The organism is Lactiplantibacillus xiangfangensis, assembly GCF_001438845.1.
GTDB lineage: Bacteria > Bacillota > Bacilli > Lactobacillales > Lactobacillaceae > Lactiplantibacillus > Lactiplantibacillus xiangfangensis.
The window spans coordinates 16,661-38,410 of record NZ_JQCL01000019.1 but is presented as its reverse complement, the minus strand read 5'-3'; the positions used below and the strand labels follow the sequence as shown (position 1 = coordinate 38,410).

General features: G+C 42.4%; 22 protein-coding genes. All 22 read right to left on the bottom strand.

Annotated elements, in window-relative coordinates; all coding sequences use genetic code 11:
• Positions 1-209: 209 nt before the first annotated feature.
• On the bottom strand, positions 210-566 hold the full coding sequence (locus IV64_RS02335; protein ID WP_083491539.1) for a hypothetical protein: 357 nt from the start codon (positions 564-566) through the stop codon (positions 210-212).
• A complete protein-coding gene (locus IV64_RS02330; protein ID WP_057705568.1) occupies positions 563-922 on the bottom strand; it encodes a hypothetical protein in 360 nt (119 codons plus the stop codon). The genes IV64_RS02335 and IV64_RS02330 overlap by 4 nt, the downstream gene beginning before the upstream one ends.
• 1 nt (position 923) lies before the next feature.
• Positions 924-2,102, bottom strand: a complete 1,179-nt coding sequence (locus IV64_RS02325) for a GH25 family lysozyme (RefSeq protein WP_057705567.1) — start codon at positions 2,100-2,102, stop codon at positions 924-926.
• 11 nt (positions 2,103-2,113) lie between these two features.
• On the bottom strand, positions 2,114-2,359 hold the full coding sequence (locus IV64_RS02320) for a hypothetical protein (RefSeq protein ID WP_057705566.1): 246 nt from the start codon (positions 2,357-2,359) through the stop codon (positions 2,114-2,116).
• Positions 2,356-3,432 (bottom strand): hypothetical protein, encoded by a 1,077-nt coding sequence (locus tag IV64_RS02315; protein ID WP_057705565.1) that lies wholly within the window; start codon positions 3,430-3,432, stop codon positions 2,356-2,358. Before IV64_RS02315 ends, IV64_RS02320 begins: the two co-directional genes overlap by 4 nt.
• On the bottom strand, positions 3,416-3,577 hold the full coding sequence (locus IV64_RS14535; protein WP_191982883.1) for a hypothetical protein: 162 nt from the start codon (positions 3,575-3,577) through the stop codon (positions 3,416-3,418). Before IV64_RS14535 ends, IV64_RS02315 begins: the two co-directional genes overlap by 17 nt.
• Before the next feature lie 3 nt (positions 3,578-3,580).
• The gene (locus IV64_RS02310; RefSeq protein WP_057705564.1) at positions 3,581-3,871 is read right to left on the bottom strand and encodes a hypothetical protein; all 291 of its coding nucleotides are present in this window, start codon (positions 3,869-3,871) and stop codon (positions 3,581-3,583) included.
• Complete coding sequence (locus tag IV64_RS02305) at positions 3,864-6,527, bottom strand: hypothetical protein (RefSeq protein ID WP_057705563.1); 2,664 nt, start codon at positions 6,525-6,527, stop codon at positions 3,864-3,866. The genes IV64_RS02310 and IV64_RS02305 overlap by 8 nt, the downstream gene beginning before the upstream one ends.
• A 17-nt stretch (positions 6,528-6,544) precedes the next feature.
• Entirely contained in the window at positions 6,545-8,944 is a 2,400-nt protein-coding gene (locus IV64_RS02300; RefSeq protein WP_057705562.1) for a phage baseplate protein, read from the bottom strand.
• Positions 8,945-8,999: 55 nt separating this feature from the next.
• Entirely contained in the window at positions 9,000-10,754 is a 1,755-nt protein-coding gene (locus tag IV64_RS02295) for a distal tail protein Dit (RefSeq protein ID WP_057705561.1), read from the bottom strand.
• A gap of 70 nt (positions 10,755-10,824) precedes the next feature.
• Positions 10,825-15,642 carry an NlpC/P60 family protein gene (locus tag IV64_RS02290; protein ID WP_237757301.1) on the bottom strand — a complete coding sequence of 1,606 codons (4,818 nt, stop codon included), beginning with the start codon at positions 15,640-15,642 and terminating at the stop codon, positions 10,825-10,827.
• 5 nt (positions 15,643-15,647) lie between these two features.
• Positions 15,648-15,821: a hypothetical protein gene (locus IV64_RS14265; protein WP_237757300.1), complete on the bottom strand. Its 174-nt coding sequence runs from the start codon at positions 15,819-15,821 to the stop codon at positions 15,648-15,650.
• A gap of 74 nt (positions 15,822-15,895) precedes the next feature.
• Positions 15,896-16,354, bottom strand: a complete 459-nt coding sequence (locus tag IV64_RS02285; protein ID WP_057705559.1) for a phage tail tube assembly chaperone — start codon at positions 16,352-16,354, stop codon at positions 15,896-15,898.
• Positions 16,355-16,398: 44 nt separating this feature from the next.
• Positions 16,399-16,797: an HK97-gp10 family putative phage morphogenesis protein gene (locus IV64_RS02280; RefSeq protein WP_057705558.1), complete on the bottom strand. Its 399-nt coding sequence runs from the start codon at positions 16,795-16,797 to the stop codon at positions 16,399-16,401.
• A gap of 2 nt (positions 16,798-16,799) precedes the next feature.
• Positions 16,800-17,423 (bottom strand): phage tail protein, encoded by a 624-nt coding sequence (locus IV64_RS02275; RefSeq protein ID WP_057705557.1) that lies wholly within the window; start codon positions 17,421-17,423, stop codon positions 16,800-16,802.
• A complete protein-coding gene (locus IV64_RS02270; protein WP_057705556.1) occupies positions 17,413-17,802 on the bottom strand; it encodes a DUF806 family protein in 390 nt (129 codons plus the stop codon). The genes IV64_RS02275 and IV64_RS02270 overlap by 11 nt, the downstream gene beginning before the upstream one ends.
• An 8-nt stretch (positions 17,803-17,810) precedes the next feature.
• Positions 17,811-18,143, bottom strand: coding sequence for a phage head closure protein (locus IV64_RS02265; protein ID WP_057705555.1), 333 nt, complete (start codon positions 18,141-18,143; stop codon positions 17,811-17,813).
• Positions 18,127-18,447, bottom strand: coding sequence for a head-tail connector protein (locus IV64_RS02260; RefSeq protein WP_057705554.1), 321 nt, complete (start codon positions 18,445-18,447; stop codon positions 18,127-18,129). The genes IV64_RS02265 and IV64_RS02260 overlap by 17 nt, the downstream gene beginning before the upstream one ends.
• A 73-nt stretch (positions 18,448-18,520) precedes the next feature.
• Positions 18,521-19,705, bottom strand: a complete 1,185-nt coding sequence (locus tag IV64_RS02255; RefSeq protein ID WP_057705553.1) for a phage major capsid protein — start codon at positions 19,703-19,705, stop codon at positions 18,521-18,523.
• 2 nt (positions 19,706-19,707) lie between these two features.
• Positions 19,708-20,388, bottom strand: coding sequence for a head maturation protease, ClpP-related (locus IV64_RS02250; protein WP_338033734.1), 681 nt, complete (start codon positions 20,386-20,388; stop codon positions 19,708-19,710).
• 4 nt (positions 20,389-20,392) lie between these two features.
• A complete protein-coding gene (locus IV64_RS02245) occupies positions 20,393-21,559 on the bottom strand; it encodes a phage portal protein (protein ID WP_057705551.1) in 1,167 nt (388 codons plus the stop codon).
• Positions 21,559-21,738: a DUF1056 family protein gene (locus IV64_RS02240; RefSeq protein WP_057705550.1), complete on the bottom strand. Its 180-nt coding sequence runs from the start codon at positions 21,736-21,738 to the stop codon at positions 21,559-21,561. Before IV64_RS02240 ends, IV64_RS02245 begins: the two co-directional genes overlap by 1 nt.
• Positions 21,739-21,750 lie beyond the last annotated feature (12 nt).

Sequence of the window (21,750 nt, the reverse complement as noted above, 5' to 3'; positions counted from 1 at the left end):
CACCGCTTGCGGTGTAAAATGGGCGGACGAAGGAGGTAGTTTTCTACTACACCACACAGCCAGCGACAGGTGCAAAGAACTCGCGTTTGGTTTACTGAATAGTTCCACATCCTGCTGACTCGGATGGAGTTATTACAAAAGGGATGCAACAAAATAAAAACGGCCTAACACCAGTCATGTCACCAGTGTTAGGCCATTTTTCAGTGTTGTCAGGCGTGTTTTGAGCCATCGTTCAGGGATGAACCCGTAGAAGTACCCGAACTAGTCTCTGAAATTGACGTACTTTTTTCATCGTTCGCTACATCATTCGCAATTTTCGTGATTTGCTTTGCTTCATCATCCGTTGATGGTAAATTTACAAATTGAACATTAGTAACCACACCTAGCATCCCTAGCATGATTAAAATAATATCAATCAGTAAAATAATTGTTCCCCAATCACCCGTAAACTTGATGTGGAAAATAGAAAGCAGTAATTGAATAGCAATAATTGCCAGTGAAATAAACGCCGCAAGTAATTTGCCATTTAAGGTGCCATCTGGATTTTTTAAAGTACTCTTTTTCATAATTGTGAATCTCCCTTTTTAAATAGCGTTTTGATATCTTCATCGTGTCTGATCAAACGCGCTTCATGGTCTCGCAGCATTTCTGAATGTTGCTTTAATAACTCATCAGTAATTTTGGCTGTCTTTTCGCGGTCCACATTCATGTCACTTATCTTAGATGACAAAATGCTGATCTGTGCATTTAGTGGTGAGACAATGATTGTCTTGATTAACCATGAAAGTGCAGCGATAAACATTCCAATGATTGAAAATAAAGTTAGCCATTCAGTAAATGAGTATCCCATGATGTAATGTGGTGGTACTAAATATTGATGTGTCATCATTCCAATTACAGCCATTTCAAACTTAGAAAGCACATTACCGCACCACCAATCGCTGACTAGGATAGATAGTGGTGTAAATTGACTTCCCATTCTGGCTAGCTAATGTAGTCATACTTAGGCCGTTGCGTTGCGCGATTGTCCACCAGCTGTCGCCAGACTTAACTGTGTAATACGTATGGCTAACCAGCCGATCAGTAACTCGCTTCCCATAGGCTGTCCCGTTGGTGACACCTAGCTTGATAAAGCCATACAGTCCATTTGAACGGGTATAACGTGCCCATACATAGTTGTGTTCAATGATGACTGCATTGTAAGTCACGCTTTCACCCTTGTAGTAGGTAGCCACTTGGCTAACTTTGTCGCTATCCGTGTATCGTACGGCCAGAGTACGGCTAGGATAGAACACCCCTCGTTGGCTGTATTTAACGACCTTAAAGGTGGCCTTCCTAGTTGCCTGTTTATGAGCCTTCTTAACATTGGTCTGTGCTTTAGCCTTGCTAGCAGTCGTATAGCCCGACTTAGTAATGCCTGTTAAATCAACATTGCCATCTAATCCACCAGCACGGTAGGTAGAAGTGAACTGCCACATTGCAACACCGTTCATAGTTGGGAAAGTTCCCCAATATGGTGTGCTACGGACACTATAATCAGGATAAGCCGCAATCCAAAGACATGTACCAAACCGTTGTACAATCCGTTTATAGTCAACATGTGCCAATGTGTATGGCTTATAGCTGTAATACATCGGTGTATACCCAGCGTCCTTAATCAGCTTCATCTGGGCTAGAATGGCATTAGTGTTGGCTGTAACACTATTAGAAGCACCATCCTCATAGTCCAGTGCGACAATACTACCCTTGGGCGTCCTAATCCGTGGCAAGTAATATGCCATCATTGCCTTGGCGTTGATTATATTGCCACCAACACCGTCCCATAAATAGGTGTGCACTCGTTTACCAGCCTGTTGAGCTGATTTAACTTGGCTGTCATACGTGGTCTGAGGGATATTAGTACCGCCATAAAAGCCGCCCGCCTGTGATAGTACAAACTTATCGGTGCTATAGCCGAATGTCCCACTATTGCCGTTATACTTAGACCAATCAACCCCCTGTTCACGACTAGTTGAAGCCTGACTGGTAACATTGACCATTAAAAAGGCCATAAAAATGGCGCCCATCGTTAAGATGAGTGCCTTTAACTTGTGTTTATTCAATTGTCTGCCTCCTATTTTAATGTGTCTTCCGGTGCAGATGTCTGATTTACCTCTTGCTGCTGCGCTTGATCCGCTGCTGCCTGTGCGGCCTTGTAGGCTGTAATTGCATCAGATACCTGAGTAACCTGAGCTTGGGTAATCAGTGATTTTACTAGATAATTGCCAGCATATACAGTTGCTAAGTCCGATGGAATCAACCCGTTGTTAACACTGCTAATTAATCCTTCTGTTAAAAATTCGCTTAAATCAAAACTCATGACAATGCCCCCCCTAGCGCTACAATAGCAGCTTTTATTTTTGCGTAATCCGATTGCGTCAAAATGTCTGATGGATTAAGACACCAATCAGTAGCTACACTGCCTTTTTCTAGCTTTTCACTATTAAATACCATCGTCTGCGAATCCGACGGGTTATTTAATACCATATGCGCTACCACAAAAGCCGCATTTTCCGGAGCTACTGCTGTAGTTTTTCGCATGCCAATATCTTTACCAGTAACATTAGGAGAATTTGTAATCAAATTTTTACCGCTGTCGAAAAACTTGATTTCTGGGTAGCAATCATATGTCGTACTTTTAACGATTGCAGAATACGTATAACTTGCCCCCGGAGTGCATGGAATTGATACGTTTGTGCCATTGCTTGACTGGCTTCTGAGTACCCACCCAGAACCGGACGCAGTATAGTTTTGTGCATTGCTTGTTCCTGTTAATAGATTAGTCCCAACAGCACTGTTTTGCACCTGCGTTTGTAAACTCTGAAATGCAGGTGCATTAATTAATCCAGCGTTATCAACAGTCCCTGTATCACCTTTATCACCTTTATCACCTTTAAGGCCTTGTGGACCAGTTGCACCTGTGTCGCCTTTGTCACCCTTGTCACCTTTATCACCCTTAATCGTGCTTGCGACTTTATTCAGTTCTTTCACAAAGTCATCAAAAGTAATGGTGGTAATTGTGCTACCATTAGTGCTCTGAATGTTATTGGTAATGGTGAAACCAGTTGACCCATCACTAGGGTAGATTGACGTCCCGGTAGGATCAACCACCCATACTTCAATGGCATAGCTACCAGCGGTTAGGCTAGTCATTAAGTCAGCATTAAAGTTAACGGTAACTTGACCAGTCGTTGGGTCTGTTAAGCTAGCTGGGTCAACTGTGGCCGATTTAAGATAACCACTATCATTGCCCAATTTAACGGTAATTGAAGTGGCGTTAGTTAAGTCAGTGGCCACATTATCATTACCACATACTAGCGTGAAGCTAGTGGTAGTATCACCGATTTTAACCGTCTGTGGTGAAGTATCAGCAAAACTAAGCGTTTTTGCCATCTTTAGGCGCCTCCTTTTCAGCCAACTTGGCATTTAGCTGGTCAATTTGCACTTGAGCCATCGCTAGTTGCTGGTCTTTAACGGCAATTGCTTGGGCATAGTTACTCGTTAGCTTGTTAATTAAAGCTTGTGCATCAATATTCATAATTTAAGCCTCCTTTGTATCTGCCGTGTCAGTATTCACACCGTTCTCACTGTCAGTTGTAGTTAGATATGGTGTAATATCACTAACAATTTTATTCATACAAGCACTGTACAGACCCATATTTGGATCTTCGATTGTTCCTTCACGCATAGCTGCTAAATAGGTTCCATTGTCCAAAACCACGTAACCATCCATGTTGTCCTGGGTAACCGGAAAAGCAAACGTATAATATACACTCGTGCCGTCCCCATTACGATTCTTTTCAACTCGTGTAATTTGCAAATTATCAGCCATTATTTGTTTCCTCCGTAATTTCAAGTTTTCTCAAGCGAATCTGCATTTGTTCATTCTCACGCTGCAATGCCTTAACTGCCGACCAGCCATAGAATAGTGATCTAGTTGTGTCAATTCCAGAACCGTCAAAAGCGGTAATTTCCTGTCGCGTGTAATAAGCTTTTTTATCATTCACATCGTCAAGAATCGGTCCCATATGTTGCCCGTCCGTGTTTCCTTCAGCTTTGTATTTGTACGTAGCCAGGTCAGTATTTGCAACTACACTACCTTTATCATCGTATGGAATAACTTCCTTCTTTAGAGATGCTAAACTGGGCATATCATAACCTGCTGCCTTTACCCGGACAAAATTACCTGTATTACCGTAACCACTTTGGAAACCAATCAAAGATCCATCAACTGAGTTAATCGTGTGGGCTGACTGTCCAATCCGAATCTGATTAAATTGACCCCATGTTGTCGATGCGTTAACCCCACCTTTGATTTCGATGCCTTGGTCCGCAATATGGATACCGTTAGAGTTAATAACCACCAAGTCATTTAGGCTTCCGGTGGAAAGTGAAATCAGATCAGCGTCCATATATGTACGCCCACCGGTTGCACTGGTGAACTTAATATATGAAGCGGCAAGTGTGCTTTGAACATTACCCACATTCTGAGTCGCACCATCAATTGTTCTTGAACCGTTTGAGTTTGCAACGATATAACCGCTACCTATTTTTAAAGTACCCGTGTTAAGTTTCCAAGCATGATAATGATTGTTGGAATCTTGATCAACCCCATCATAGGTAGTTGTTAAAGTTCCGTTATTATCTAAGATTACTTGACCAGCAGATAAGATATTACCGGTATCGGATGTATAGCCTTGATATCTATCACTTTGAGTTAGCATCGGTTGGCTAAACGCTGCGTGGCCTTGTCCATTAGAGAGCCAATATTGAACACTTACTGTAGCTGAGCCAGCGGGCGGGGTTACACCGTTAATCGTAAACAGTTGCCAATCATGGAATCGACCAGTTGCATAGTACCTATACCCACCAAATCCAGGCAAGCGATTACCATTTGAATCATTAAAGGCAAGTGTAAATTGGTAAGCCGCACCGGCCTGTGAACCCCAATCAATGAACCAGGCTGAGGCACTGTACTTATGACTGTTGGAATTGGTAAAAGGTACTTTTTTTGATTCTCCGAACACGTTCCACACACCGGCACCCGCCGTTGAATTTATTCCAATTCCTGGTGTTCCGTTGTGCGCTGATGTTGTTGTTACATACCCACCGTTAGTTATATTCCATCCCGCTCCGTTAGCCATTAGTTCAGAGTTGTAAACGAAGTTCTTGTTTCCAATCAATGACAACGAAGTGGCCGTAACGTTACCCTTATCATCTACGGTAAATGTACCGTTTGCAGTACTGAAGGTGTTCGCAACGATGTCAACTCCTTTGATGGTGCCGGCCGTAACCGTCCCCATATTTGCAGATAAAGCAGACAAAGAACCCACGTCTAGGTGACTAGCGCCGATTTTTCCGGCGGTAATGTTAGACGCGTTCAAGTTTTTAACATTAATCAAATTTGCGTCGATTGTCCCGGCGCTTAGTTTATTAGCACTCAATTCGCTGATTTTAGCGGTGTTGATTGACGCATCTTTAATTTGCGCGTTGCCTATAACCGCGTTACTTAAAACTGTTTCGGCAGGGGTATACATTACTTCTTTCGAGGAATTGGACAAAATGAAATTTTTAATCGTGACTTTACCAACACTTACATGCTGGTTTACGTGTAATCTAACCGACGTTGTGTTGTTTTGAATAGGGTACCAATATATTAGTCCCGAATAGTGTCCAGAAAGTTGATTAGTTACTGAAATATCGGTTTCGCCGTTGTTTGAATCGACAAAAATGTCGTGCCAAAGGGGTGTCCCGGCACTCAAATATTGAACCTGATTAAGTCGCCATGCTCCCGCCTTTTCAGTAGACCAATCGAAACTAACCCACACTGGATCACTCAAAGTTAAAACGTCTTGGTCTAGAAAAATATCGGTAGAATTATTAGTGTCGACAAAGCCCGGCCCCGTCATTAACGCTAAATTTCGGTTACTGATTTTAAGTTTGTCATACGCATTACTGGCGTCCTTGCCGGCTTGTATGGCAGTAGTAGCGGCGGCACTGGCTTGATTACCTTTAACTACTGCTTGCGACGCTACGATTTCAGCGTTTGACGCGACTTGACTAGCAACCGCGACGTCTGATTTTGCGTTTGCTATATCCTTATCAAAAGACGATTGAAGCGCGTCCTGAATCAATGCCATTTTGTTATTAAAGTTGGCTAAAGCCTCCGCATATTTGTCGCGGTCTATATCACTTGCCTTGTCACCGGTGCCGATAACCGTCCCCATGAAGGTGTTCAAGGTTGCATAAGAAGATTCTAGCTCCTTAGTATCAATACCAGCATCTTTGGCACGGGCTAAAAGGACGTTGTAGCGCGACGTTTCCCCAGCAAATCGTGCTGTAGTACCTTGTTTTTCGATGACTGACATCATATTAGGATCATACAAGTTTTTCACATCTTGATCAGTAGACTTAGCCTGATCTGTAACTGCGTTAATTCTGATGCCATCATCCGATAAAGTGACTTGAACCGGATTTGATTCTGTCATTTCATCACACCTTCTTTCTATTCTTCATCTGTCTCAATGATTTCCGTATTGATTTCAGTTGCTGTGGGGCGTACTTTAATCGGAATTGTGAATACTCGTTCCGTTTCTGTTCCCGCAGCGTTCATACAATTGAAGGTCACTAAAAGCTTCCTGTTGCCTTGTCCGTCGTAAAGCACATTACAAGTTTCTGGTTCTTGGGCGTCATCAGTCATTTTCAAATCCATATCAAGTAAGTAATTCATCGCGAACTCTTGTCCTTTATGGACTACATTAATGCCGTAAACCATACGTGAATCATGCATATCCACATTTCCGGACTGCCAGTAAACGTATGGAAAATCCAAAACCTGGGATTGATAGGTCTGCTTCCCTTTTCCAATTTCAAAGCCATAATTGGTAATATTGAACGAATACAAAACGTCATAGTTTCCAGATTGAATGGCTGCCAGTTTCAAAATATCTTGATGGCCATCTGGATAACCGCATAATACATAACCGTGTTTGATATCAGCATTCACAAAACATTTTTTCCCGGTGTCATAGTATTTAGATACTCTACTATCGCTTGGCGTGATTATTGCTCCAGCTACATAGGGAAAGCGACTGATGGCATAGCTTTCACTGCTCATATCAATGCATGTTGATGCCCAAATATAGGTGCCGCTACTTGTTTCTTCAATGGAGAAACTCGCGCCGTGACCACCATTTGTAATCTTCATCATGCTTACGGTCGAAAAGTCCGCATTATGAAGGACGTACAAGGTATCCTTGGTTGTTTTTTTGTTAATGGCACGCGACGTAATATACTGTCCATTGCTTAGCTTGCACATATATTGGACGGCATTCATGGTGCCAACCGTTGTATTTATTGGGTTAAAGTCTCCCAAATGAGTAATTTCAGTTGTATCTAGGCTAACCTCTGGCGAATCTTGAATGTATCCAGTTTCGATGGTTCCGTGCAACGTACCAACAGCAGACCGCGGTGCATTAATCAAATACCCGGTTGCCTTATATCCAGGATCAACAGTGCCATCCGTGTTGTAACGACGCCAGATAAAACCTTTGCTATCAATATACGAACTGATATTAGTTCCAGATTCCCAAGCACCTAAAATAACCCGCTTAGTTTGGCCCGCATCATTAAAGTTCACACCATCAGGAGTTGATGCGACCGGACGAACTGAACTGGCATCAGTTCGTGCTTTATCTAGCGCTGACAATAAGGCATTCTGATATCCCGTTAACCAGGCAGGCGTACTAGCAATAACGGTCACGTATTCACCAAAACCAACAGTATTCCCATAAGGGTTCGCAAAGCTCATTGTCCGTTGAATGGCTCGTCCCTGTGCATCTAAAACGGGCTTAATCAATTCGTCTTTAAAACGAATTGTGGCACCTAGGGGCGGGTTGAAATCAGGCGTAACCGCAACTTCGTAGTAGCTCCGCGGGTGGTTATAAAGTTTCATAATCTCCTGAGCCCAAGCCTTCAATCCGGCCGGATGTTCAATTGAATTGGCGGTAATTACGCCTTCATAATACATTCCCAGTTGCCAGTCAGGATTATATTCACGGTTAGCATCTTCATCGACAATGTACGCTTTTCCGCCATTAGCCTTCGCAATCGTGCTGCCATTATGACCATACGGAATTAGCTTCGTAATGGGATTAAAGACCGTCGTCCGCTTAATGCTAGTCATGTTTCGGCCAAAAATGGCTTCATTGTAAACAACATTTACATTTAGCTGATCAACCACTTCACATGTTTTACTAAGAATATTTCCCTGACTATCAATTTCAACGTACGCATCAATTTCAACGTTATAAGTCTGCAGCAACGTTTGTAGTAATGTGCTAGCCTTGCTTTTTCCGTCAATGCTAAAAGAACTAACCATAGTGTTATTAGTATTAAACTTGAGCGTCCAGCCCGTGCTACTGAACACTTCTTTGAACGCATCCTGAATGCTCGTGCTAGTCGTCGGCATGGCTATCGGGTAATGGTGCGCCAAAGTGTACAGCATTAAGTTCGTTAGATTTAGCGTTGTAATATGCTTTACAGCTCCCGTATTCGCCTCATCAGTACTGTAAATCCGCATCACGTACCAGTGACCGGCCACAGCGTCATAGTAGGCTAAGTTATTGCCAGCAATTGCTTTATCACTGTCAGGCTGACCCTGCAAGACGTCCACGGAGCCACTGTGGTCAAACTTTTTGGATTGCGCATTAAGGTTAATAGTTCCACTAAAATTATCTTGAGTCCCCACATTAACGTCATCATCATAGCTAGTGCTGGTGTTATCACTATCCGCTAACTGAATCTTGATACTATCATTTGAAAACTGGGTGGCACCATCAATAGTCAGTGTTCCAACTCGTTTTAAATTTTTATCAAGAATCAAATACTGATTTGTTAAAGACAATTGTCATCCCCCTTTCTATGTAAAAAGAGGCTGCCCACTAAGGCACCCTCTAAACTCATAGTATGCGTGGTAAATATTTAAGTGTAATCTGAGCATCACTTAAGTCGCCAACCATCGTTAAATTATTCACACCGGGGCGTAATTTAGGATAATCAGTACTCCATACTGGTGAGACTAACCGGCCGTTAACGGTAGTTGTGTCCGTTTCACAATCCATCACGATTTCTTCACCCGCGTTTGCAATGAAGGTCGGCTGGGAAGCTTCTGGCTCGGTATGCTGCCAAATTTGGATACCAGTAATCGTCATGTATGGATCCTTATACTTAATTTTGCTGATGTCTTCAGTAATTGGCCGCTTTAAAAAAACGGCACCGACGCCACCAAGCGCCGTCGTGTACTTGCCTGCTGTGTCTACATACTTTCCTTTTACAACTAAATGGTTGGTTGTATCTTTGTAGGGCTGTCCAGTTTTAGTGTTGTACTGCGTTAAGGACCATATGAAAACATTACCCTTCTTTGTAATATCTAATACAATCCAAGCAGAGGTTAAAGCTGATTTTTCCTCCTTATTGACGACATTTACATATTGTTTCTTTTTCTCTTTGATGGTCTTCTTAACGACTTTACCTTTTTTATTCTTTGATTTCTTTACAACGGTTTTAGTTTTAGTCCCCGTTTTCACCTTGAACTTTTGTGGCGTAGGATGGTTAAACGAACCAGTGGGACCATAGTCATGATAAAGATTATGATGAGTGCCATCACCCTTGGCTAATTTGCTACCAGGTTCACACAGCTGTAAACGTAGTAGCGGGCGCGCACCCTTGCTAATATCTACGAACCCAAACCGTAAAATAGTATTACCGTTAGCATCTAGAAACAAGATTTCACAACGCCCCATTGCGCGGCCATTATGTGTACCAGAATACTTAATATGGTGTAAACCCGCACGCACCCGCCAGTCAGTTAACGCATTCGTAAGGCCGGTATACCGATAAGCCGGACCATACGAAGTATCCCCAAGTTTTGTCGGCATCTTGCCAAAGTCTTTGACCATCATAGCGGTGCTCTTACTACTAATTTCGCAGCTACCTTGATAGACATTACTACCGCTGGTTTGCATTCCGGAAACAGCTGTTGAATCATTTGTCCACATCGCCATTGTCGCAATGGGGTCATCAACTACTCTGACATCCGGTTGTACGGCATCAGCTTGGTCCTCATCCGTTTCCGGTCCTAGCCCAAATATTCCACCATTCAGGGAAAAACCGATATACTTCAGATCACGTTTTGCGACTGCTTGGATGACTGGCTCTGTTCTAGCCGTCCCACCAACGGTAATCGTGTTCAATCCTTCTTTAAGTGGCGTTTCGACTTGCGGCTTAGTTGCCCGCGGGTCTGATTGAACAAAAGTAATTGTTAACGTTGCGTCAAACATCCCGGTATTAATCGGGGAAGGGTCACTGATTGCTGTAATATGCCCCCAGTATGTGACATCAGGTTCAAATCCAAATACTAGCGGGTATTCTTCGCCATTCTTATCTGGATCGTCACTCAGTAATAATCCGGCCAGATTATGCATCACCTGATTAAAAAGTCTTTGATTATCAGCACAATAGACGGTAACCGGAATATTGATTGTCCGTCCTGTGTAGTCCGTCCCCAGAAACTGTGTCCCATACTTTGCGGGAATGTCAGTTGTTTGCTCTGCCATTGCGGGTGCACTCGGAAGGATTACATTCCCCATCTCTACCTGCAATGTTTCGCGGCTGTTCAATCCTGCATACTCAAAATCATCGTATTCTAGCGTCACATTTATTACCTCCTTATTAAAATTTACCTATGTAAAAAGCGCCCCTAGTTAAGAGACGCCTATTTTTCATTTAGTAACCCATCATCTGGCTGTATTGTGCTTTAGCTAAATTGTCTGCTTTGACAGCATTCACAACATCACTTTTTGCAACAATCGCATTGACGTTACCTTGACCAGCCAACAATGCCGTCACTAATTTAATTAGTTTATCCAATTTACCGTCATTGCCACCAACACCAGCAACCTGATTTTCATCACGATTGCCATTAACGATTGAGCTAGCCTGTTTAATCAACTGGTTAGCTCGGGTCTTTAGCGTGAGTGGAATTACCATTTCTGGCCGGTTCTTCTCAGCAACTTCAATTAGTTGATTGGTGCTGACAAGACCGCCGTTCGCAAAGCGCTTGTGACCTTGAGGACCACTGTGCAGCCAATCGTACTTAGCGTGATTCCAAATTGACGTATTGCCGGTAGCGTTTAAATAATCAGAATTATTCAAAAATGCCAAGACCTGGTCAAAACTTGACCGAAAATTATGATGGCCTGGGAACGCAAAAGCGTCAAATGTCGTCTTAGTAAACTGTAATGGCCCGCCAGCGGGATTGCCGTTTTTAGAGTTAACGTCTGAGATTGTTTGCGTAATATTGCGGTTACCACTTTCAGAGTCAGCCGTTTTAATGATAGCCGATTGCATTTTAGACCAGTATCGGCGTGGCACCTTTGCCATGCCTAGCGCCCGATTAATCATGCTGTGGGTGATTGCGCCACCCTCAATTGAACCGCTGCCATCATCACCAAACATGTCAGCAAGTTTACTGATGAACGACCAAAAGCCACCGCCAACTTGATTCTTGATTGTGCCTAACAAGCCTTTAGACTTCGGCTCTGATTTGCTTGAGCTACCACCACCAGACGACAGTCCAGGAACACGTCCGTAGCCAGCAAATGAACCATAGCCACCGCCATGAACGCTGCTAATTCCCATACCATCCTTCTCGTTTTCAGCACTATAAAATTTTCCGTTACCCGTATAAACACCAACGTGTTCGCTACCGCCGGGGCCAAAGAATACCAAGTCACCAGGCTTCGGGTCAGAGACGTGCTTAGATGCCCGATATTGCTCACCAGAAGTACGTGGAAAACTGATACCCATCTTCTTTAGCGTATACTCAACCAATCCGGAACAATCGAATGCACTAGGACCCGCAGCACCCCAAACATACTTATTGGTAGCGCCATACTTTTCCATTGCATTTACTAATCCTGAATCCGATCCAGTACCTCCATCTAGTTTACTTGATACAGCACCCCATAAAGTACTCCACCAAGTCTTGGCTTGCTTTGTCGTGTCCTTAAACAGGCCTTCCCCAATATCAGTCATAACGCCCTTGGTCTTGCCATTAGTCCACTTAAAAAGGCCTTCTAACGACTTAACCGGGTGCGCAATGACATTCTCAGCGGTTTTGAAGTACTTTTCCAGCCCTTTTACCTTATTACCGACCCAGTCAACTGCACCGCCTACCGTTGAGGAGACACTGTGCATGATAGAACCAAAGAAGCCAGTCCCATTTGCAAACCTCGTCACACCTTGCATTGCCATAATGTTCTTTGCTTCTGAGGCGTTAAAAACTTCATCCCCAGCCTCCAACATCATTTCAGTGTTAACACCTTGAACGACCCCGGCACGACCGTCACGTTTCATGAGGATTTCTTTATTACCAGTCTCTGGGGAATCATGACCATCATTTAAAACGGCAAGCGTTGGCTTGGTGATGGGCTTACGCATGCCAGAAAAGAAACCAGTCCCAGTTGCTAGTTTAACGTGGTTCAACGGCTTTATAGTTTGACTTTTACCACCAAACGTATGAATTACAGCATCGACTGCTTTAATACCGCCGTTGACAATATCGAGCGTACCATTCATCCCGCCTTGTGCAGCTTGCTTTAATCCTTTCCACATATCCGAAAAGATACTTGAAACACCTTTGCCAAGGCCACGCCAGCCACCTTTGAACATCTTCTTAAAGTCATCGAGCCACTTGCCCATAGAAGTCCCGAATACTTTAGTATGCTTTAGGTCTTTATTCCAATAGGAATGTAGGTTTGACCGCATATCATTCCAATGTTTATCCCAGTTATGTGACCAGGACTTTTTAAATGAGCTAAAATGCGACCCCATCGATGAAAAGAAGTTCTTAGTGTTTTTGACTGAATCCTTCCAGCCATTATGCAGTTTCTTAGTCATAGCGGACCAGTGCGAACTCCAACTCTTAGAAAATTTCTTTTTCCATGAGTTAAACGCATCAGACATCGTTGCAAACCACTTGCCAAACTTAGACTTACTAAAGGCTTTGCCGGCAGACTTAATCTGCTTATCCATCGCCTTTTTAAGTCCCATTTTCTTAACGTCTTTGCTAAATCCCTTAGCCCACTTTTGGACGTTCTTACCAGTCTTCGTATCTTTTAAGAACCAAGCTGACAAACCAGCGAACGGGCTAACAATGCCTGCCAAGATTTCCTTTTTATGCTTAGAAACAAATTTACCGGCACCTTTACCCCACTTACTGATGGTTGAGCCCACCTTTGATAATTTCTTACCGATGGTTTTTTCCCAACCATACTTACCAGTAAATAATTTGCTCATCGCATGGCCTACGCCATTTACAGCATCCCGAAATGGCTTGAAATGCTTGTAGGCCTCATAAATCCCAGTACCCAGTGCCGCTAATCCAGCAACAGCAAGCACAACCCAACCGAATGGGTTAACTGCTTCCATTGCCGTTTGAATGGCAAAACTGGCTTTTTCAGCTAATGTTGCTCCCTTGGTAACCTCAGTAAATAGCTTCACATTTTTAATCATGGTAGACATGCCAGAAATTATTGCCTGTCCAGCCCATGTTGACTTCAAAACTGTACCAGCCTTCTGAACAGCACCAATAAACTTGATTACCTTAGTTGTCGCCCAAATTCCTGCTAGCACGCGACCAAAAGTTTGTAATCCTGACTTTTTCTTTGAAAGGTTCTCCAATCCCTTGGTTAAGGTACTGACATGCTTACTACTGGTTCCCATCTTTGATAATGGTGAGACGACAAATGAAATACCACTTGCAATTCCTTTGAAAAATCCGGTTCCAATCGAACCAAGAATCTTAGTGGTTGACCATAAATCTTTAAAGAATCCAATAATAGCGGGTGCATGTTTGGCAATTGCTTTAGAAGTACTAGTAACACCCTTGGCCAGGTTCTCCATAAATTTATTCATGCTGCGCGGAATAGATTTAACATTCATGGCTTTTTCAAAAGCTGTCGAAATAGTTGAGAATCCCTTAGATGCAGATGTCCCAACCTTAGTGAATTCCTTTTCAGTTTTCTTATCACTTACCCATTTAGACACCGATGTAAAAATATGATTTTGTACCTTACTAAAAGGGGCCACCAAATCACCAGATAGTTTTGAAAACTGGGATTTAATGGACCGTTCAGCGCCAAAAGCCGTTGCCATCATGTTCTCTGAAGCTTTTTTATACTTGTTACCAAGGCCATTCATAACGGCCTCTGCATCCTTAGCACTGATTTTTCCGGCACTCATCTGCTTGCGCAGATCAGACATATTAAGTTTAGTGTTTTTCTGTGCTTTACGTTCATAATCAAGCAATCGCTCACCAAACATCGGCAGTTGATCACTAATCATATTAAAGTCGCCTAATTGCATACGCCCAGAAGACATCATATGAGTAAAGTTAAGGCCAAGTCTTTGAACTTGGTCGCCAGACATCCCCAAAGTATCAGCCATGGTAAGTAATGACTTAGTTAAATGCTCGGTTGGTGCCTTCTTATCCAAAACGTGATAGAACTGTTGATCCAGTTCATTAACGAGATCATTAGATTGGCCAAATGCCGATGACATTTTATTAATTGATGTAACAAATCCAGTACCTTTTTTGGCACTACCGGTTAATGTTGTCCATGCGGCATTCATTTTTTGAGTTTCTTTATTGAATTCCAAACCGGCATGAATGATTCCAGCGCCAGCTTCTTTAACCAGATTCATCGCACTGCCCGCAGCATTAGCTAGACTGTTACCAATTGCACTTCCTAATGCGAAATGCTTAACGTTTTCAGTACTCTTACGTTCTTCACTGTTTAATAACCCGAGTTTATGACGTGCACTATCCATCGCTTTAGCAAACGGACTGGCACTGGCCTTACGCATTGAGTCTTCAAGCGAGTTAGTCTCACCTTTTAATTTAGCAAGCGATGTGGCTGTTTCGTTGACACGCAACTGCTGACGCTTATACGCCTCGCTAGACTTACCGCTTGAACTGGCCAACTTTGACAATTCTGATTCTTGAATCTTAAATTGTTTTGAAAGGTTGCTAACAGAACCTTCATAGCCCTTCAACTTCTGCTTATTTGCTTCGGCAGTCTTGCCCTCCGCCATCAAGCGGGTCACAAAAGATTCACTCAGCTTAGAGCTTTGCTGATAATTGTGCTGCAGTTCAGATAAACCGCTTGCGTAGTATTTAAGACTATTTTTAGCCTTGTCCTGCTGCTGAGTATATGATGATAACTTACGCTCAGCGTTACTAATTTCAGTGCCCAGTTTGGCATTAGCTTCAATACCCTTTTGAGTAGTCAGGTCTAAATCTTTCTGCCGTGATTTAAGCTCATTGACCTTAGCCTTTTGAAGTTCTAATGCCTTGGAAAGGCCCTTAGCTTTAACGACAGCTGCTTCAGTGTATTTACCCTGAGACTTTAGCTGAGCTTCCTCAGCACGGTATTCAGCGGTAACTCCGCTAATAACACTCTTTAATTCTTTATAAGTATGGATGGCACCGACGCCATCCACCGAAATCTTGGTTTTAAGTTCGTTCTGAACAGTCGCCAATTTAATTACCTCCTTTTAGCCTTATTGCCGTACGTCTGTGAAATTGCTTCGGCCGGGTCAATCAATTCAGTCCGGTCTTTACGTTCCCGCGCCTTCAAAGTTTGAATAAATTCAAAGAACGGTTGTTTGTCAACGTCCTCCGGGAAAACCCCTTTCATCAATAGCTGTTGCTTAAACAAATCAATGTCTTCATCCTGATTTTTAGAGTCTGCAATTTCACTTCTTAGTTCGGCAATCTGGGCCTTCAGAGGTTTTACTTTTTTGACGCTTCCACTTCCTGTGCATTATCTAAATCTTTGTCAGTCATCCCTTGGATTCGGTAATAAATATAGACAGCGCCTTGTACTAGCTCCAAATCATCATGATTATCAGCGATTTGTGTCATTTGTTTTTCGGAATAGCGCATAGTTTCTTGGATGAACGCTAAGACCTTATTACGTTGCGCTGTGTCTTTTTCATCAGTGGCAATTTGTTTTTCGATTTCTGCAATTTGCTCCTCCAGGGAAAGTTCTGGAGCTTCATCGGGATTTGAATCATCAACCTGATCAGCTTCATTTTTAATCTTTAGCTGCGCCTTAGTCGCTTCAAGTTCAGATTCCAGCATCAAGGTCTTGAATTTGGTACTCTTTTGCATCATTTCAACACTTACAAACACAGCAGTTGCCTTATTAACGCCAAAATATTTTTTGCAATTAATTTTTACAGTTTTCATTATTTACCACTCCTAAATTTATTTTATGTATGCAAAAAGCACTCCTAAGAGTGCTTTTCACTAGTACTTTTATCGTAGACTGTCCGCATTGCATCCAAAACGTCTTTCTTACTACGGTTAATGGTGGCTTCGTAAAAGTGATCGCCTGGTCGGTATTTTGTACCTTCGTCAAGAAAACGGGCAATGTACGCTTTCTTATGAAATCCGACCCCAGAATTACCATCGTCATCATGGTCAACTGCCAACTCATCCGCCAAATGTGGATTTTGACTAGTCCCATTTCTGTCGGTATAATGCTTTGACTTAGTCTCTTGCACCAAATTCTTTTTTAGCACCTCACCACCCGCAGCAGTCATTTTTCGCTTGGTCTCAACGTCGGGAATTAGGTCTTTCACTTGACCTAACCAATTATCTAATTGCTTGTCCAAGTCATTGGCTGCCATGACTAGCCAGCTTGAGTTGAACCACTAGCCGGTGCAGTATAGCCGCCAAACACTTCGCCCCAAAGCTTATCCTTGTCAAAGTCATCACTACTCATAGCAATCATATATGGTTCTTGTGTGATTCCATCGGTAAAGACATCCTTGGAGAGTGGTGCATTCGCAGTAGCATTCAATGTATCCATTGAATCAACTTCATTGTTATTATCGGTTGAATTGTTAGATGCTTCTTCAATAAAATCTAAGTTAGCAAAACATTCATAGTAGACTTCACCATCCCAACCCTCTGATTCAGCAATCATGGCAATATGTGGTTTAGGTAATTTCCGCATCCAACCGCCATTCTTAGTCTTCACGAAGCCTTTAATTTTTTGTTTCATTTCAAAATCAATTGCTCCAGTCATTGCAATGACTGGCTGTGATTTTCCATAGGAATTATGCTTAAGTTGCCCGTTTAACCAGACAGCAACCCCGGCAGCTTCAATCCCAGTAATATTAAGGGTCGCAAACCCTTCTTCATTATGATCAATAACATATAGACCATCTGTAGAAAGCCCTTTTTCACCGCTTAGCAGTTTCCCTGTATCATCAAGTTGTGCAATAGTTGCCCGCGAAATATTATGTCTCATTACCTGTTCCTCCTAATAAATCCCAAGTAGCAAAAAGGACCTTGGTCACTTGATTGGTGTCAGGGTCCTTCACGCGCGCTCGGGTTTCAGTCTTATATCCTAGTTGCTCTAGTCGGCTAGTTAAATCAATTTCGGCATCCTGAGTATTGAACTGCGCGCCAACTTTATAAAAAATTTGTAACTCAGTACCCATTAACCATCCCTTGTGCCGCCCATTAAGACTCACCTGAGGTTCATTCATTGATTCAGTAATTAGCATCGTCGTATTATCCGTTTTTTCAAGGTATGCTGGCGGGATTGACCCGCGAAAAACATTATCTAACCAAGGCAAACTAAACGAATTGATTACCTTAGCCATTGTCACTACTGGCAGTTCCATTCAATCACCTACTTTTTAAGCTTCAACGTCATCAGATCATACCCAACCGGCAATCCAGAACTATCCTTTGAAAAATCAACAATCTGATACTTGTTGCCCTGGTACTGGGCAATCATCGATTTATCAATTTTGGAATTTCTTCGAACAGCCAGTATGATAGTTTCCTCATACGCTGTACCGATTATTTGAACCTTTTGCTCCATGGTCCGCTGATAGCGCGCACAATGAAGGTCAAAGCCTGGTACAAATTTATTATCATAATCTCCAGTATTGTCATTCGGAACTGGTTGGTAACTACCCAGCGTAACTCGCTCCGAAAACCGGCTAACTGACATCTTCATTGCTGTCCCTCCGAATTTTCCACCGGATTCTGTTAATCATCAGAAGATAGCTAGGCGGATAAGCAAGTTTCAGTTCAGCTAGATTTCCTCGATTGAAGTAATTGAAATCAACCATCGTTTTAACTGCCTGATTAAACTGCTTATAGCTGCGATATTTATCAACATTAACATCTAAGCCAATGTCACTGATAATTCCGTCTTCAGCTTCTTCAATCAGGTCTTTCAAAATTGATGTATCAACGTCATCATCTAGTGATAGGTAATCCTGCATATCTTTAGGACTAACCCCTGCAACGTCTGCCATCCTCTCACCTCAATTCAATACAGTTGGCCATCATTTAAACGAACGCATCCTTAGAACACGCCTCTCAACACCACTATTTTGTAGATGCATCAGTGGTTGTACTGGTGGTTGCACCAGTACTCGTGCCATCCGTCACACTAACGAAGAAGCCAGCATTTGAATCTGCTACACTAACCCCAAAACGTAAAACCGCTGCTAAGTATTGCCCATAAACCTGATCATATTCCCAAGACAAGTTAACTTCCTTACGATCAGCAAAGAATACAGCACGATTGATATCCCCGATAAATGCATTCTTGTCACCAGAATCACCAAATAATTTATCACCCACTCGGTAAACTGGAACTCCTAACAATGTCCCCTTGGAAGGAGTGGTAATATCCTGATGGAAAATGTATTGGCCGTTCTTATCTTTTAAGGTATCTAATGAATTGTAAAATGACTGTGAGGCAATGATTACTGGTACGTAGGCGGGATCTAAATCAACATTAAGAATATGCTTAACGTCATCCACTGAATGAGAAGTATCTAGAGTTACAGATTTTGCTGTAAACTGCTTTAAAATTGGTGCAATCACATGGTTATGCGTATTCACAGCTTTTTCTGAAATATCTTGGCCTACAATGTCTAGTACAGATGGTTCTGCATCGTCAATAGCTTCTTGTGAGATAGTAAGTGCCCCACGATGCGTTTCAACAGACCAATCAACATCATCAAAATTTGGCGCTGCTAATTCATTGTTTGCTTTCAGCTCATCTTGACTTGGTAAATAATCATCAGCACGCTTTTTAACTGGATATGTTCCCTTTTTGGTAGTAACTGGCGTTTTAGTTAGTAAATTGGCTAAGTCAACAACACTATTAACTTCCGATGAAGGATTATAAATAATGGTTTCTGGAACAACTGGAGACATTTCTGTTGAGCTAACCTGGTTCTTAGCTGGCTTGCGCTTCATATAATCCAGTAATTCCTGCTTCTGAGTATTCAATTGAGAATCCTTAGAATTACTACCCAATTGCATCCCGTTACCGGAATTTTTTTGATTATCATTATCGTTACCAGTGGCTTCTGACAGCGATTGAAGCTGCTTATCAATGGTATCGCGACGAACCTTTTCAGCAGTAAGCTCGTCCTTAATCTTTTGATAGTCTTCTGGTGTAGAGTGATCATCGGCCAATTTGACATTTAACTGTGCATTCAAGTCGGCACAATGGGCACTTACTTTATTGAATAATACTTGTAATTCATTTGGTTTCACTTTTACTCATCCTCTCCATAAAAAATAGCCAACTTTGCGTCCACCAGTTTCTGGTGTTCACTCGGTTGCCTATTCATTTGGCTACTCTGTTTTAATTTTTGATTTTCATTTAATAGATCATGAATCTTGGCCATTACTTGTCGTGGCATTAACTTCCCAACTGCGTTAGTAATGGGTTCAGGACTAAAGTCCAGCTTTTCATCGGCCAATCCGAGCTTAATAGCATCATCCGCTGTCAACCACGTTTCTTGATCCATTAAATCCAAGAAATCCTGAATTGGTTTGCCAGTCTTTTCAGCATACATGTTAGCAATTGCTTGATTTGTTGCTTTAAGCATCCCGGATGCTTTATCCATATCGTGATAATTGCCTTCCGTACCACTTGAGGCATTGTGAATCATCATTTTTGCTCCCGGAGACATCTGAACCTTGTCCGCCCCCATCGCAATAATTGTCCCGGCAGAGTACGCATTAGATATAATTGAGGCAGTTACTTGGCCATTATAATTATGAAGTACCGTATAAATTTCAGTAGCTGGATCAACCTCACCACCATTACTTGCAATTTCAAGTGTGACCGGCGAATTATCGTTTGGTAACGCATCAATCACGTCATTTGGTGCTATAACGTTCATTCCTAGCCAATCACGGTAAATAGGTGCATCATCATTATTTGTAATCATTCCGTTAACCCTTATCAGCACTTGAGTCACCTCCTTTCATTGTTAAATTAGGATTGAATTCCGGCATATCTTCAGGTAAGAATCCATTACGCTTCAAGATGTACTGGGCCTGCACCGGGTCAATAGCATTAGCAGAACGTAAATCCTTGATTTGACTAATTAAAATTGAGTCATCAACATCTAGCATATCCTTGATATCTAGCTCTAAATCGGGTGACTGTGACTTATTGCGCAGCTCGTCAACAATTGGATTAACATAAGTATTTAAATTAGATAAATACGTTGCTTTAATCTGTTCGATGTTACTATGAGCGGACTCTGTGGATGTACCGCCTCCCAGAATGTCGCTGGGAACACCGAATGCTTGTGAGATTTGAGCTGCAGAGTAACTAGCATTCTCGTTCAGTGCCTTAAATACATCTGATTTCATCTCAAACTGTTCATAGTCGAATCCATCCGGTAACGTCATTAATCGGCCGGCATTAGCACCACCATTAGCTTTCTCAAACATATCACGGGCATCACTTAAATCTTGATCACTGTTAATCAGCCCAGATATTTTAAGCTTGCCGGCCGGACTCATCTGATTTTCCAAAGTTTTAAGGTTGCTCTCATTGCTTTTAGCATCAACAGTTAACGCATCCCTCAAGCTTTCTAACGGTGAACGACCAATCAAGAAACGATAACTAGGGTCTGGCATCAATCGAAAATGGAGCATCTGGTCTTGACTCAGTTCCATTCGAGGGCGTTCGTTACTTTCAGCTACGGTATAGCTAATTCCAACGTTTCCTGGTAAGTAATTGACCTGTACATCCGATAGCGGTACATTCTCTAAATTGTGGCCAACAAGGGGTACGTATGCATTTCCACCCAAGCAAAGTTGAATTATAACGCCTTGCCAAAAAGAAAAACGGCTAATCAGCAAACTAGGTTGTTCTAATCGTCGTAATGCCGCAACGTTCTCAGTTTTAAAATGAGCTGATGCGACGTCACTGGCAATGCGGTTAATCACACTAAAAACATTGATATTACGCAGGGCTCCGCCTGCACTAACATAGCTAATTTGCTTACCACCTACTGAAGATAACAGGGGCGTAAATCCTCCTCCACTTGGATAGACGTAGTTATTAATTTTATGTTGCTTATAATTGCGTGGTGTTAATAGCCCCATTATTGCCCACCCCGTTCTTTATCCAGAATGTAAGCAATTACACATAACTCAACGCCACTAGCCAAATACCCTAGTACTAAGTTAAATAAAAAGGCAGCTACCGCAATTAAGACGGCACCGCCAATAAACAACACGACCGTAAACCAATTAGACAGCCATGTTTCAATTACTTTAGACATCCGATCACCACC

Coding starts and splice junctions, on each gene's coding strand:
- IV64_RS02335 (WP_083491539.1), bottom strand. CDS start 566: ATGAAAAAGAGTACTTTAAAAAATCCAGATGGCACCTTAAATGGCAAA.
- IV64_RS02320 (WP_057705566.1), bottom strand. CDS start 2,359: ATGAGTTTTGATTTAAGCGAATTTTTAACAGAAGGATTAATTAGCAGT.
- IV64_RS02315 (WP_057705565.1), bottom strand. CDS start 3,432: ATGGCAAAAACGCTTAGTTTTGCTGATACTTCACCACAGACGGTTAAA.
- IV64_RS14535 (WP_191982883.1), bottom strand. CDS start 3,577: ATGAATATTGATGCACAAGCTTTAATTAACAAGCTAACGAGTAACTAT.
- IV64_RS02310 (WP_057705564.1), bottom strand. CDS start 3,871: ATGGCTGATAATTTGCAAATTACACGAGTTGAAAAGAATCGTAATGGG.
- IV64_RS02305 (WP_057705563.1), bottom strand. CDS start 6,527: ATGACAGAATCAAATCCGGTTCAAGTCACTTTATCGGATGATGGCATC.
- IV64_RS02285 (WP_057705559.1), bottom strand. CDS start 16,354: ATGAAAACTGTAAAAATTAATTGCAAAAAATATTTTGGCGTTAATAAG.
- IV64_RS02280 (WP_057705558.1), bottom strand. CDS start 16,797: ATGGCAGCCAATGACTTGGACAAGCAATTAGATAATTGGTTAGGTCAA.
- IV64_RS02275 (WP_057705557.1), bottom strand. CDS start 17,423: ATGAGACATAATATTTCGCGGGCAACTATTGCACAACTTGATGATACA.
- IV64_RS02270 (WP_057705556.1), bottom strand. CDS start 17,802: ATGGAACTGCCAGTAGTGACAATGGCTAAGGTAATCAATTCGTTTAGT.
- IV64_RS02265 (WP_057705555.1), bottom strand. CDS start 18,143: ATGAAGATGTCAGTTAGCCGGTTTTCGGAGCGAGTTACGCTGGGTAGT.
- IV64_RS02260 (WP_057705554.1), bottom strand. CDS start 18,447: ATGGCAGACGTTGCAGGGGTTAGTCCTAAAGATATGCAGGATTACCTA.
- IV64_RS02250 (WP_338033734.1), bottom strand. CDS start 20,388: ATGATTACAAATAATGATGATGCACCTATTTACCGTGATTGGCTAGGA.
- IV64_RS02245 (WP_057705551.1), bottom strand. CDS start 21,559: ATGGGGCTATTAACACCACGCAATTATAAGCAACATAAAATTAATAAC.
- IV64_RS02240 (WP_057705550.1), bottom strand. CDS start 21,738: ATGTCTAAAGTAATTGAAACATGGCTGTCTAATTGGTTTACGGTCGTG.